Below are 13132 nucleotides of genomic sequence, written 5' to 3' on the forward strand. Positions count from 1 at the left end.
AGCGCCTGATGGAGACAAAAACCAGTTGCCAATCAGACGTTCGGCGAACGATGATCCGGTTTGCCTGGCGAAAATGTCGAAAGCAGTCGCATCATGAAGCTTGCAGCCCGTATCGCGCTTGCCCTGTTGCTTGCGTTTGCTCCGGCATCAGCCGACGCGCAGACTCCTGGTCAAGGCGACGACAAGGTCGTCAGCGTAGCTGGCGACGATCCGGAGATGGCGGCCGCTATCGAGCAGGCGCGTGCCAGTCTCGACGACTTCCTGGTATTGGCCGACGCACCGCCATCCGGAACGGCCGACTTCCAATTGAAAGTCGTGGTCAGGGACGGGGACGCCACTGAACATTTCTGGGTCTTTCCCTTCCACCGGACGGCGGCCGGATTTGCAGGAACCTTGGACAACGAGCCGCAGACCGTGCACAACGTCGTGGCAGGCCAGGAGATCGAATTCAGCCGGGACGATATTTCCGACTGGGGCTACATGAAGAACGGCCGCCGGGTGGGAAGTTTCACTGTCTGCGTTCTCTTCAAAAAAATGTCGAAGGAAGACGCCGACTATTATCGCCAGAACTATGGCTTCGATTGCTGACGGCTGAATTCTAGTTCAACCGGCTTCTACATCCTTCACGCCGATCTTGCGGACCAGTGCCGCGGTCGCCAGGATCGTGGCCATGTCGGCGATCATCGGCGCAACATGCTTGGCATAGTCGAGCGGCACAGAGATGTCCGGCAGTTCGAAGAAGTTCTTCGTCTGCGGAAGCAGCAGAAAGCCGTCGCTGCCGTTGAGCGCGACGCGTGCCGGTTCCTTCGGCCATGTTTCGCCAAGCCATTCGAGCGCCTGCGCCAGCCGGCCGGTCACCAGCGGCCGCGCCGCTTCGATGTTGTCGGTGTGGAATTCGTAGGCGGCGTCGAGTTCGGGTACGCCGCATGACAGTTGTTCCGTCTTGCTGCCGAACATGCCTCGGAAGAAACCTACCACCATATTGGCACGGCGCGCCGCCACCAAGATTCCCGGGAACGGCGCAATGGTGTCGAACGCAATAATGACGCCCTTGAACGCCTGAGATGTGGTCTTGCCGTTCCTCTCCAGCAGCGTCACCTCATAGAGCTCGAACGCAAAGCCTTCATACCGACCGGAGACGACGTCCTCGAAATACGAACGGTTGAACACGCCAATCGTCTCGCGCGGCAGCCGATCGAAGGAGTTCGGCGTTACGCCATGCTGATAGCGCACGTCCTGGATGAAGCCGAAGACGATCGGCAGCAAACTGTTGCGGAACGTCTGCTGCAATTTGCGCGCTGGCCTGATCGCCTGGAGATAGAGCAGGATCGCCGCCAGGAACCCGCCGATATAGAGGAACACATGCGGGGTCGAGAACCACTGCTCGTTGGGGTCGGCAACCCCGTTGAAGAGCCAGGCCACCAGCGCCACGAAGACAACCACCGATCCGATGAAAAGTGGCACCCGCCAGCGCGTCCGGCGATAGGCCGAAGCCCTTTGCGCCTCGTAGGCCTCGATGTCCTTCCTGAGGCCGGCGATCACCGCTTTGCTCGGCATGAAATCCGCAGTTTCCATCACCCACCCGCCCCACAAGCCCGCCCGCGTTGGGCATGATAGCCGGTTTGGTGGACCGCGTCAGCGCAGCTGTCAGCGCCCGGCACCGAAGATCGCATCGAGGCGGGCCAGAACCCTTTGCCTGGATTTTCCCGCCAGCGTTTCAACCGGCATCAGCCGCTCGTGATCGCCGGCGCGCAGCCGCATGAAGGCATGCAGCCGGTAGGCGGCGATGGCCCCGCGCGTGCCGGGATCGTCGCTGATGTCGACGACGAGAATGGCGCCGATGCGGCCGGGCCATGGCTGGCGCGCGAAGGCGGTGCCGATGAAATCGCCGAGCCCATAGGCGACGAGCGTCTTGCCGATCCGCTCGATCGGCTGCACGACATGGGCATGATGCCCGGCGATCAGGCCGACGCCATGTTCGGCCAGAAGTCGCGCCATTGCCCGCGTCTTCGCACGTGGAAAATGCCGGAATTCCCAATCCCAATGCGGCACCGCGCAGAGGAGGTCGACACCCGAAACGGCAGCGTGCGGCCATTGCGTCGGATCGGTTTGCATCGAGACTCGGCCCGCCAACTGAGCCTCGTCGGTATTGCGCCACAAGGTAAAGGCGGCAAGGCCTATGGTCAGCGAACCAACCGCAAACCGCTCGACCGGAGCCGCACTGCCGATCGTGCGGATGCCTAATTGCTCCAGCGCGGCGACGGTCTCGTCGAAGCCGGCAATACCCTGGTCGAGCACATGGTTGTTGGCCAGCGACAGCACCAGTTTTTCACGCGAAATGCCGGCGGCGGCCAGCGCCTCGGCAAGGAACCGCTCGCTCATCGCGTGGTGCGTGCCGAGCCTGGTGCCCCAAACAGCGCTCGGCCGCTCCACCACCGGGCTTTCGCAATTGCCGACCACCAGATCGGCCGAGGCAAGCAGTGCCGCAATCGCCGGATCGCAGTCTGGCGCGCTGCGATTGGCCACCGCCGAGATATCGCCGACGAAAGCCAACCGCACCACCCGTGCCGGCGGCGGCTCGATCAGAGTCGCTGCCGCAGGCGCAAAGCCGCGCGCGTCGCCGTCGAGCGAAGGCCGGAGGAAGCGTGGCAGCCAGGACAGTTTATAGGAAAGCGGATAGTTCGACACGCGACGTCCAATCGTTTGCCTTGTGTAGACCGTCCGCCGGATTGATTGAAGCGTCGACTGTTGTGGGTGAACCACAGGGCCACAGGCGCAGCGAACCAAATGCGTGTATGATCCACTGCGGAGCGACAAAAGGGGCGATCACGATGAAGCGTTTTTCCAGGCTGGTGGCGTGCGCCATCATTCTTCTCCTGCCGCTGGCTTTACCCAGCGCCGCGGCTCCCGAAGCGGCGGCCCTGTTCGAGGCAAAAATCGTAGCCGAACGCGACAGCGCTCTTGCCGCTCTGGAAGCCGCCGCGCCAGGCGATCCGGCAGCCGCCTACGCCGCCGGCGCCGGCGAATTCTTCACCGCGCTGGAGATCCTGGCCGGCGGTCTGCACCGCCACGGTTTCGACAGCCCGCAATCCTTCATGCTGCCGCTGATGCGGCTGCCGGTGCCGGACAATGCCAATCCCGAGCCGCTGACCTACGAACAATTCCGCGCCATTCTCGTCGCCTTCCGCGACCGGCTGGAGAAATCCGCAGCCAGGCTGGGTTCGGTACCCGCCGACGCCGACATCGGCATGGTCATCGACCTCACCCGCCTCGGCATCGACCTCAACGAGGACGGCACGATCGCGCCGGACGAAAGCGCCGCGGCGATCATGGCATCTCTGTCACGCGGCGGCGGTGCGGCAGACGCGGCCGCACCAGCCCTCACCTTCCGCTTCGACCGCGCCGACGGCTATTGGCTGCAGGGCTATGCCGAGTTCCTGATGGCGCAGGCCGACTTCTGGCTGGCGCATGATTTCAGAAACACGTTCGACGGCTCCTTCCACATGCTGTTCCCGCGCGCAAAACTGCCGCTGCAGGATACGCTCGTGCCGCTGGACGGTGGCACGAATGGCGGCATCCTGACGTCCGAATGGCGCCTAGCCGATTTCATCTCCCTGGTGCATCTCATTAACTGGCAAGTGGTCGAGCCTGAGCGCCGGCAAGCGGCACGCCGCCATCTCATGGAAATGATCCGGCTGTCGCGCGAGGACTGGAAAGCCATCCGCGCCGAGACCGACAATGACCGTGAATGGCTGCCCGGCCCGCAGCAGAAAGGCGCCAGCCCGCTCACCGGCCTCGAAGTCGGCGAGCAGCAGGTGCAGGCCTGGCTCGCCGCCCTTGATATGGCCGAGGATCTGCTGGAAGGCCGCACCTTGCTGCCGCATTTCCGCATCGCCGACAAAGGCATCAACATGAAGCGCTTCTTCGACGAGCCGAAGCCCTTCGACCTGGTGCTGTCGATCACCGGCCCGGCCATCGCGCCCTATCTCGAGCGCGGCAAGACTCTCACCAGCGAGGAGTTCAACCAGATCCAGCGCCAGTTCGGCGGCGCCGGGTTTCTGACGTTCGCGCTTTGGTTTAATTGAGCGGCGCACTTCGACGTTGCTCCTGACAGCCTGCTGTCAGCAGCCAAATTGCGCGCGGCACCCTTCACCACTCCGCTCTTTCCATTTTGGCCGATACCTCCCATATTCGGGGCCATGGCCAGACTCTCCGACAAGAAAACGCCGCCGCCGGCGAATGACGAGCGCGCTTCGCCGCCCAAGCGGCGCAGTCCGCTGACCGATTTCCTCGATGCGTCGGAGCCCCTGTACAAGGGCGGCTTTGCCGAGGCGCCGCAGACCGAGTTCACCGGCGCCCCGCTGACCGGCTCGATCGCCGACTGGGCCGAGCAGATAGAGCAGGAAGCCGAGAAGGAAGGGCGCCAAATCTCCCCCCTCGAGGGGGAGATGTCGCCGAAGGCGACAGAGGGGGTCGCCGGAGGCAGCGCGGGACGCAAAGGAACGTCGAGTACTGCCGCACCGACCCCACCCGGCGGCTCCGCCGCCACCCTCCCCTCGAGGGGGAGGGAAGGCGCCAAGTCTGCCAAGAAAATCCCCGAGCGCTCCTCTTCCCCCGGCCGTACGGCACGCGGTACCTCGATGGGCGGCGCGGCTTCGGCGCGGGAGCGCACTGCGGCCGGTCTCAACCCTGTCGCTGGCCTCGATGTCTCCCTGGAAGAAGCCGAGACCATGGCTTCCGGCGGCGTCACCGCCACCGTCGCGGCGCTGTCGGCGCTGATCGAATCCGGCAATCCGCTGCACAAGGACGGCGTGCTGTGGACGCCGCACCGTCCCGCCCGGCCGGAAAAATCCGAAGGCGGCATCGCCATCAGGATGGTCTCGGATTTCGAGCCCGCCGGCGACCAGCCGACCGCGATCAAGGATCTCGTCGAGGGCGTCAACAGCAACGACCGCACCCAGGTTCTGCTCGGCGTCACGGGCTCGGGCAAGACCTTCACCATGGCCAAGGTGATCGAGGAGACGCAGCGCCCCGCTCTGATCCTGGCGCCCAACAAGACGTTGGCCGCGCAGCTCTACTCCGAGTTCAAGAAATTCTTCCCGGAAAACGCCGTCGAGTATTTCGTCAGCTACTACGACTACTACCAGCCTGAGGCCTATGTGCCCCGGACCGACACCTACATCGAGAAGGAATCCTCGATCAACGAGCAGATCGACCGCATGCGCCATTCGGCGACGCGTTCGCTGCTTGAGCGCGACGACGTCATCATCGTCGCCTCGGTGTCCTGCATCTACGGTATCGGCTCGGTCGAGACCTATACGGCGATGACCTTCCAGATGCAGATCGGCGACCGGCTCGACCAGCGCGCGTTGCTCGCCGACCTCGTCGCCCAGCAATACAAGCGCCAGGACATCAACTTCGTCCGCGGCTCGTTCCGGGTGCGCGGCGACACGATCGAGATCTTCCCGGCCCACCTCGAGGACCGCGCCTGGCGCATCTCGCTGTTCGGCGACGAGATCGAGGCGATCACCGAGTTCGATCCGCTGACCGGCCAGAAGACCGGCGAGCTGAAGAGCGTCAAGATCTACGCCAATTCGCACTATGTCACACCGCGCCCGACCTTGAATCAAGCCATCAAGTCGATCAAGGAAGAACTGAAGTATCGCCTGCAAGAGCTTGAAAAGGCTGGCCGCCTGCTTGAGGCGCAGCGGCTTGAGCAGCGCACCCGCTTCGACCTGGAGATGCTTGAGGCGACCGGGTCCTGCGCCGGCATCGAGAATTACTCGCGCTATCTGACCGGCCGCAAGCCGGGCGATCCGCCGCCGACCTTGTTCGAATACATCCCCGACGATGCGCTGGTCTTCATCGACGAAAGCCATGTCACCATACCGCAGATCGGCGGCATGTATCGCGGCGACTTTCGTCGCAAGGCAACGCTGGCCGAGTATGGTTTCCGCCTGCCGTCCTGCATGGACAACCGGCCGCTGCGCTTCGAGGAATGGGACGCCATGCGCCCGCTCTCCGTCGCGGTTTCGGCGACGCCCGGCGCCTGGGAGATGGAACAGTCCGGCGGCGTCTTCGCCGAACAGGTTATCCGCCCGACCGGCCTCATCGACCCGCCGGTCGAAGTGCGCCCGGCCAAGACGCAGGTCGACGACGTCGTCGGCGAAATCCGCGAGACCACCAAGGCGGGCTACCGCACGCTGGTCACCGTGCTGACCAAACGCATGGCCGAGGACCTGACCGAGTACCTGCACGAGCAGGGCATTCGCGTGCGCTACATGCACTCCGACATCGACACGCTGGAGCGTATCGAGATCCTGCGCGACCTGCGCCTCGGCGCCTTCGACGTGCTGGTCGGCATCAACCTGCTGCGCGAAGGCCTCGACATTCCCGAATGCGGCTTCGTCGCCATTCTCGACGCCGACAAGGAAGGCTTCCTGCGCTCCGAGACATCGCTGATCCAGACGATCGGCCGCGCCGCCAGAAACGTCGACGGCAAGGTCATCCTCTATGCCGACCAGATCACCGGCTCGATGGAGCGGGCAATGGCCGAGACCAACCGCCGTCGCGAAAAGCAGATGGAGTGGAACGCGGCCAACGGCATCACCCCGGAATCGGTCAAGTCGCGCATTTCGGACATCCTGGACTCGGTCTACGAAAAAGATCATGTCCGCGCCGATATCTCGCAGTTCACCGACAGCGCCGGCGCCATGATGGGCAACAATCTGAAAGCGCATCTCGACGCCCTGGACAAGCAGATGCGCGATGCCGCCGCCAATCTCGATTTCGAGAAGGCAGCCCGTATCCGCGACGAGATCAAGCGGCTGCGCGAGATGGAGCTGTCCATCTCCGACGATCCGCTGGCCAAATATGCCGACATGGAAAGCCCGGTCTCGGGCCGCGAAAAGGGCAAGCACAACAAGGGCGTGGCCAAACACCGTACATCGGAGGAACAGGAGCGTTTCCGCAAGCTCGACGAGGCACGTTCGGCCGAAGAGGCGGCCCGGCCCAACCTCTTCCGCAAGCCGGCACTCGACGAGATGGGCGCCGACGGCGCCGTGCCGGTGAAGAAGCCGCTGTTTTCGAAGCCCTCGCTCGACGCCATGGGGCCGGGCACGGATATGCCGACCCCGGCCGGCGCAGTGTCGCGTTCGCTGTTCAAGAAGCAGTCGGCCGAAGAGGCGCACGGCTCCGACTTCGGCATCCCGGGCGAACCGACCAAGCCGCTATTCAAGAAGAACTCGCTCGACGAGATGACCGTGCGGCGGACGGAAAAGCCGGTCGAAGGAAAGGTGCCAGCGAAACCACAGCCGATCTCCCCCCGTGTGGGGGAGATGCCCGGCAGGGCAGAGGGGGGCGCGAAGGAACACGGCGATCCGGGTAAACCAATTGTCCGCCAGCGCGCCGGCATCGGCTCCTACGAAGACCCCGCCGACGCCCGCCGCGAAAAGCGCCGTCCCGGCAAGACGGGACGGCCGGGACGCTAGCGAGCTTCCCTTCTCCCCTTGGGGGAGAAGGTGGATCGGCGCGCAGCGCCGAGACGGTTGAGGGGTGCTGGACGGATCGCCGTCGGTGCCAAGCTGGAGCACCCCTCATCCGATCGCTTCGCGGCCACCTTCTCCCACAAGTGGAGAAGGGGGAGCCTAGCCACTTGCCATCGGCCCTACCCTTGGTGTAGCCAGTTTCTACAACTCGAACGTCTTGAAAGGAGGGCTGCGTGTTATTTTCTCACCACCGTCAGCGCGGCCCTGTCTCTGCCCTGCGAGCTAGCTTGCAGGGCTGACCAGGGACGGTCCGGGTTTTTCCCCGCTTCGATTTTTTGGTCTGCCCTTCGTGGTGCGCAATGCCGAGCCTAATGGCTGGCACGTGCACCGTCAAAGTGCATGAGCCGGGCTCCGGCAAGACCAGAGAAATCAAAATGGCCCTGATCAGCCTCAAATCCCTCGGCGTCACCCTGAATGCGCCGCTGTTTTCCAACCTCGACCTCACCATCGGCACCGGCGACCGGCTCGGCATCGTTGCCGCCAATGGCCGCGGCAAGTCGACCTTGCTCAAATGCCTGACCGGCGAGATGGAACCGACCTCCGGCGACATCACACGCACGCGCGGCCTGCGCGTCGGCTATGTCGAGCAAGTCGTCCCCGCAGCCTTGGCCGGGCGTAGCTTTCATGAGGTGGTGGCCGACGCCTTGCCGGCCGAGCAGGCCGAAAGCGAGCAATGGCGCGTTGACGTGGTTCTCGACTCGCTCGACGTGCCGCAGCCGATGCGAGCGCGGCCGATGCGTGCCTTGAGCGGCGGCTGGCAAAGGCTGGCGCTGATCGCCCGCGTCTGGGTCACCGACCCCGACGTCCTGCTTCTCGACGAGCCGACCAATCACCTCGATCTCGGCAAGATCAGCCAGGTCGAGACCTGGCTGAACGCGCTGCCACGTGAGGTGCCGCTGGTGATTGCCAGCCACGACCGCGCTTTTCTCGATGCTACGACCAACCGGACGCTGTTCCTGCGCCCCGAACAGTCGCCGGTATTCTCGCTGCCCTATTCACGAGCCAGGGACGCATTGAGCGAAGTCGATGCCTCGACCGAGCGCAAATTCCAGCGCGACATGAAAGTGGCGCAGCAGCTGCGCCGGCAGGCCGCCAAGCTCAACAATATCGGCATCAATTCCGGCAGCGACCTTTTGACGGTCAAGACCAAGCAGCTCAACCAGCGGGCAGAGCGTCTGGAAGAAGCGGCAGCGCCGGCACACCGCGAAAGATCGGCGGGCGCGATCAAGCTCGCCAATCGCGGCAGCCATGCCAAGGTACTGATCACGCTCGACGATTTGGTGGTCGGAACACCTGACGGCACGGTTCTGTTCAGCACCGGCAAGCGCCACATCTGCCAAGGCGACCGCATCGTCCTGCTCGGCCGTAACGGCGTCGGCAAGTCACGGCTGATCGGCCTGATCCGGAACGCCATCGTCGAGCCGGAAACGGCGGCGCGAAGCCTGAAGGTGCCGCCGTCGACGGTGCTCGGCTATAGCGACCAGGCATTGTCGGGCATCGGCGGCGACGACACGCCGCTGGCGATGCTCTCGCGCAGATTCGATGTCGGCGAGCAGCGCGCCCGCTCGCTGCTGGCGGGCGCCGGCGTCAGCATCGACATGCAGGAGCGCAGGATCGGCGTGCTGTCGGGCGGACAGAAGGCGCGGCTGATGATGCTGGCGCTGAGGCTCGCCAATCCCAATTTCTATTTACTCGACGAGCCGACCAATCATCTCGATATCGATGGTCAGGAAGCACTGGAAGCGGAATTGCTGGAACATCAGGCGAGCTGCCTGCTTGCCTCGCACGACCGCTCCTTCATCCGCGCGGTTGGCAACCGCTTCTGGCTGATCGAGAAACGGCGATTGACCGAGATCGACAGCCCGGAGGAGTTCTTCCGGGAGGTTGCCGAAGCCGGCGGCTGAAGGCTTGCGGAAAAAAATTCCGGCGCCTGTCGGATAATGATCGCATGCCACGTCCTTGGGTTGCCGACACGGTGATGCCGGCGCCAATCGAGGAGAAAGCATCATGTCTATTCTGTCATCCATAGGTCACGCCGTGACGCGTTACTCGGCGGCTCGCGCCCGCTATCGCAGCGAACGCGCCATCCTTTCATTGCCGATCGAGCTGCGCAAAGATATTGGCTGGCCGGAAATCGTCGTCGACGCGCAAAACAGCCCGCGGATTCGCATCGAAGGTTGAAAGGTGGCAGTTGGCCGTCGCGGCAGGCGCCATTTCGAATCCAAAAAACCATCGGCCGTGTAGGATCGTCGCCGTTCCGTTCGTCCTGTGGTTCGCAAAGGCAAACCAGACGCAAAGAGGAGCATGACATGAATGACCAGCCGCAGACCCAGCCCGCCGCCAAAGTGCTTGGCGGATTGACGCCCTACCTTCAGTTGGATGGCGCTTTCAAAGCCGCCGAATTTTACCGAAAGGCCTTCGGTGCCGAGCAGGTCTTTGCCTATCCGCCGGACGAACAGGGCCGTACCATGCATATCCATCTCCACATCAACGGTTCGACCCTGATGCTTTCCGACTTCTATCCCGAGCATGGAATGGCCGCTGTGAAGCCGCAGGGCTACACCATGCAGCTCCATCTCGGCAGCGACGACATCGACGCCTGGTGGCAGCGGGCCATCGAGGCGGGCTGCGAGGAAGTCGTGCCGTTGCAAGTGATGTTCTGGGGTGATCGCTGGGGCAATATGCGTGATCCGTTCGGCGTCGAATGGGCAATGAACGCACCGGTGAAAGCAGCTTAGCATTCCACACAGGCTGTGTCTGAAATCACCTCTCCCGCTCCAGAGGGAGAGGAAAACGATCGCATGGAGGAAATCAGATGTCCTATGTCGACGGTTTCGTACTTGCCGTACCGAAGGCAAAGCTCGATGCTTACAAGAAGCTGGCGGAAACCGGCGGCGCCGTCTGGAAGGAGCACGGTGCTCTTGCCTACGTCGAATGCGTCGGCGACGACGTCCCTTATGGCGAGCTCACCTCGTTCCCGCGCGCCGTACAGGCCAAGGACGACGAGGTCGTCATCTTCTCATGGGTGGTCTACGAATCGCGCCAGAGCCGCGACGCGGTGATGGCCAAGGTGATGGCCGACCCGCGCCTCAAGTCGGACTGGGAGACCATGCCATTCGACGGCAAGCGCATGATCTTTGGCGGTTTTCAGCCCTTCATCGAGCTGTAGGCGCCCCTCGATCAAGTTTGTCGTGCAGCGGCTTCAGCCGGTCGCCATAGCGCTTCCACAGGTCGACCGAGCCCTGATACATCGGCTGGCGCACTTGCGCAGCCGACGCCGTTCGCACCGGCCGGTCGGTCTCGTGGAACGACAGCACGGCGTCGTCCCACGGCAGGCCGAGATGGGCGATCAGCGCCCGCGACCGGCCTTCCTGGTCGGCGACGAAATCCTCGTAGCGAACGTCGTGCACGACATCAGGCAGCACGGCATGCCAGTGCGCCATGATGTCGGTGTACAGATTGTGGAAATCGGCGAGCTCGTCGAGATCGTAGCCGTAGCGATGGCTGTCGCCGCGGAAGTGCACCTTGTAGATCGACAGGCAGGTCGCCGCCGCATCGCGCGCGCAATGGATGATCTTGGCCCGCGGCAGCATCATGTGGATGAAACCGACCAACAGGAAATTGCCGGGCATCTTGTCGGTGACGTGTCGAGAACCCGGATAGCGGGCGTGCAGCATGTCGAGATAGGCCTGGCCGGCCTCGGCATAGGCCTTGTCGGGCATGTCGGCGATGCCCCAGGGAAAGCCGCCCTTCATGCTGAGCGGAAACTGCTTGCCGACCGCCGTCTTCAATATGCTGAGCTCGCCGGCGCCATAGACCTGCGGATGGCTGGCGATGATCTGCTCGACCAGCGTGGTGCCGGAACGCGGCATGCCGACGACGAAGATCGGCGTGTCCTCGGCTATCTCGCTCGGCTTGTGCCTTTCAAAAAAGGCCTTGTCGAACACCGCCTTCATCGCCTCGAACTCGCCGCGCGTCTTGCCGGCGTCGTAGTCGATGCCCTGGCGGCGGATCGCGTTGCCTTCGGCGAAATAGTCGAAGGCGCGGCCATACTCCCTGAGGTCGTCATTGGCCTTGCCGAGACCGAAGGAAAGCTGCATGCGCGCCAGGCTGCCTCGCGGCGCCTTGGCGTGCTCCGCCTCCATGCGGGCAAGCTCGGCGTCGCGCTCCTTTTGGCGCTTGACCTGGGTAAGCATCAGCCAGGCCCTCGCCATGCCGGGGTCCACAGCCAGCGCCTGCCTGAAAAGATCCGCAGCCTCGTCGAGATTGCCCTTTTCCATCAGCCCGACACCCAGGCCGTGCAAAAGATCGGCATCCTTCGGCCGGATCGTCAGCGCCTCGCGAAAAACAGCCAGTGCCTCATCCAGCCGGCCCGCTTCCTGCAGCGTTTCGGCAAGCCCGACGCGGGCGCGGACATGGAACGGGTTACGGCCCATCGTGCCGCGATAAATATCCTCGGCGCCTTCGAATTGGCCGAGCTGCCTCAGCGACGAGCCGAGATTGTCACGCGCCGCCAACTGGTCCGGCCGAATCGCCACCACCTTGCGGAAGAGATCGGCGGCGGCCGCGACCCGGCCGAGGTCGCGCAGCACGGTGCCGAGATTGTTGAGGAAATCCGGATTGTTCGGTTGCAGACGCACCGATTGTTCGATCAGCGCCAGCCCCTCAGCGCTGCGCCCGGTCTGGTGCAGCAGAAGCCCGAGGAAATGCGCAGCAGCCGGGTGGTTGGCCTTTTGCGCCAGCACCTGTCGGTAAAGCGCCTCGGCTTCCTGCCGGCGCCCCGCCTGGTGCAACTGCAGCGCTTGCTGCACGTACTGGTCGAGCCCCAGTGGTGGCTGCCCGCCTGAGCCGTAACGTGCGCCTGCCGGTTGTCTCGGATCTCTGTTGATGGGAAACCTGCCGTGTTGTCCGCCTGCCGCGATCTAGGCCATCGCTGCGGCGCGTGCAAGAGCAGAGGCGGTCGCAAGGGAGCGAACCTCGGAACCCACCGAGCTAGCGGAAGTCGGCCGGCGTCAGCACATACATGTTCCTGCGGCCGTGCGAGTAGGCTTGGCGCGCAATCTCGTGGATCGACGAACGCTTGGCGTCGAAGGCGCTGAGAAATTCGGCCTCGGCTCCGCTTGCAGCCGGGTTTGCCGCCGAAAGTGCCGCGACCTCGACAAAGAACGGGACTTCGAGCATGCCGTCATGGCCGACGAAACGAATGCGCTTGGCCGCCGCGTCATAGGAGCGGCTGGGATTGGGAAAATTGAGCGTCATGGCTTGCGCGTCAAATCAGGCGGTTGCTTTCGGCAAGCTGGCGCGCCCGCCGCGCCGTGCCGTCGGTGTCGGCAATCCTTCGCCTTGCCGCCTCGTCGCTTCTTATCGTGAGACGCGGCGACAAGACCTTTATCGGCTTTGCGACAGGACTGACTGCAACTGTCGGGACATCCGGTGTTCTTGCGGAGTTCATGACTCTCTTCCTTCCATTGCTAGATAAATACAAATGCCGGAGGAATTTTTTCGGAAGTTCTTCAAATAATTTTCGAGGTGCTCCGGGACCGTATCATCGTTCTGCGGATAACTATAGAAAAGTAATTTGACGT

General features: G+C 63.5%; 12 protein-coding genes. 7 read left to right on the forward strand and 5 right to left on the reverse strand.

The window, feature by feature from the left end; all coding sequences use genetic code 11:
• Positions 1–93 precede the first annotated feature (93 nt).
• Positions 94–588, forward strand: coding sequence for a YegJ family protein (locus tag NKH30_RS04595; protein ID WP_352469768.1), 495 nt, complete (start codon positions 94–96; stop codon positions 586–588).
• Between the two features lie 15 nt (positions 589–603).
• Here the strand turns inward: NKH30_RS04595 and NKH30_RS04600 are convergent, their stop codons facing one another.
• Complete coding sequence (locus NKH30_RS04600; protein WP_352994407.1) at positions 604–1575, reverse strand: DUF3137 domain-containing protein; 972 nt, start codon at positions 1573–1575, stop codon at positions 604–606.
• Positions 1576–1647: 72 nt separating this feature from the next.
• Complete coding sequence (locus tag NKH30_RS04605; RefSeq protein ID WP_352994410.1) at positions 1648–2688, reverse strand: CapA family protein; 1041 nt, start codon at positions 2686–2688, stop codon at positions 1648–1650.
• Between the two features lie 143 nt (positions 2689–2831).
• Between NKH30_RS04605 and NKH30_RS04610 the strand changes: the two genes are divergently transcribed.
• The 6 genes from NKH30_RS04610 (at position 2832) to NKH30_RS04635 (ending at position 10716) form a co-directional block, all read left to right on the forward strand.
• Positions 2832–4085 (forward strand): hypothetical protein, encoded by a 1254-nt coding sequence (locus NKH30_RS04610; RefSeq protein ID WP_352541025.1) that lies wholly within the window; start codon positions 2832–2834, stop codon positions 4083–4085.
• A 114-nt stretch (positions 4086–4199) separates the two neighbouring features.
• Positions 4200–7490, forward strand: coding sequence for an excinuclease ABC subunit UvrB (gene uvrB / locus NKH30_RS04615; RefSeq protein ID WP_352541024.1), 3291 nt, complete (start codon positions 4200–4202; stop codon positions 7488–7490).
• Positions 7491–7921: 431 nt separating this feature from the next.
• The gene (locus tag NKH30_RS04620) at positions 7922–9451 is read left to right on the forward strand and encodes an ABC-F family ATP-binding cassette domain-containing protein (RefSeq protein ID WP_352541023.1); all 1530 of its coding nucleotides are present in this window, start codon (positions 7922–7924) and stop codon (positions 9449–9451) included.
• Between the two features lie 103 nt (positions 9452–9554).
• Positions 9555–9728 carry a hypothetical protein gene (locus NKH30_RS04625; RefSeq protein ID WP_023719167.1) on the forward strand — a complete coding sequence of 58 codons (174 nt, stop codon included), beginning with the start codon at positions 9555–9557 and terminating at the stop codon, positions 9726–9728.
• Between the two features lie 128 nt (positions 9729–9856).
• Positions 9857–10285: a VOC family protein gene (locus tag NKH30_RS04630; RefSeq protein ID WP_352541022.1), complete on the forward strand. Its 429-nt coding sequence runs from the start codon at positions 9857–9859 to the stop codon at positions 10283–10285.
• Between the two features lie 77 nt (positions 10286–10362).
• Positions 10363–10716 (forward strand): DUF1428 domain-containing protein, encoded by a 354-nt coding sequence (locus NKH30_RS04635; protein WP_023678403.1) that lies wholly within the window; start codon positions 10363–10365, stop codon positions 10714–10716.
• Here the strand turns inward: NKH30_RS04635 and NKH30_RS04640 are convergent.
• The 3 genes from NKH30_RS04640 to NKH30_RS04650 all read right to left on the reverse strand — a co-directional run bounded on the left by NKH30_RS04640 (position 10703) and on the right by NKH30_RS04650 (position 12999).
• Positions 10703–12358: a tetratricopeptide repeat-containing sulfotransferase family protein gene (locus NKH30_RS04640; protein WP_352541021.1), complete on the reverse strand. Its 1656-nt coding sequence runs from the start codon at positions 12356–12358 to the stop codon at positions 10703–10705. The genes NKH30_RS04635 and NKH30_RS04640 overlap by 14 nt on opposite strands.
• 181 nt (positions 12359–12539) lie before the next feature.
• Positions 12540–12806, reverse strand: coding sequence for a DUF1488 family protein (locus NKH30_RS04645; protein WP_023678405.1), 267 nt, complete (start codon positions 12804–12806; stop codon positions 12540–12542).
• 10 nt (positions 12807–12816) lie between these two features.
• The gene (locus NKH30_RS04650; protein ID WP_023678406.1) at positions 12817–12999 is read right to left on the reverse strand and encodes a hypothetical protein; all 183 of its coding nucleotides are present in this window, start codon (positions 12997–12999) and stop codon (positions 12817–12819) included.
• Between the last annotated feature and the right edge of the window lie 133 nt (positions 13000–13132).

The organism is Mesorhizobium sp. M1273 (assembly GCF_040318195.1).
Classification (GTDB): Bacteria; Pseudomonadota; Alphaproteobacteria; order Rhizobiales; family Rhizobiaceae; genus Mesorhizobium.

Bases quoted from the DNA above. Each gene is read 5' to 3' on its own strand.
- NKH30_RS04610 (WP_352541025.1), top strand. From the start codon at position 2,832: ATGAAGCGTTTTTCCAGGCTGGTGGCGTGCGCCATCATTCTTCTCCTG.
- NKH30_RS04630 (WP_352541022.1), top strand. From the start codon at position 9,857: ATGAATGACCAGCCGCAGACCCAGCCCGCCGCCAAAGTGCTTGGCGGA.
- NKH30_RS04635 (WP_023678403.1), top strand. From the start codon at position 10,363: ATGTCCTATGTCGACGGTTTCGTACTTGCCGTACCGAAGGCAAAGCTC.
- NKH30_RS04600 (WP_352994407.1), bottom strand. From the start codon at position 1,575: ATGGAAACTGCGGATTTCATGCCGAGCAAAGCGGTGATCGCCGGCCTC.
- NKH30_RS04645 (WP_023678405.1), bottom strand. From the start codon at position 12,806: ATGACGCTCAATTTTCCCAATCCCAGCCGCTCCTATGACGCGGCGGCC.
- NKH30_RS04595 (WP_352469768.1), top strand. From the start codon at position 94: ATGAAGCTTGCAGCCCGTATCGCGCTTGCCCTGTTGCTTGCGTTTGCT.
- uvrB (WP_352541024.1), top strand. From the start codon at position 4,200: ATGGCCAGACTCTCCGACAAGAAAACGCCGCCGCCGGCGAATGACGAG.
- NKH30_RS04620 (WP_352541023.1), top strand. From the start codon at position 7,922: ATGGCCCTGATCAGCCTCAAATCCCTCGGCGTCACCCTGAATGCGCCG.
- NKH30_RS04650 (WP_023678406.1), bottom strand. From the start codon at position 12,999: ATGAACTCCGCAAGAACACCGGATGTCCCGACAGTTGCAGTCAGTCCT.
- NKH30_RS04625 (WP_023719167.1), top strand. From the start codon at position 9,555: ATGTCTATTCTGTCATCCATAGGTCACGCCGTGACGCGTTACTCGGCG.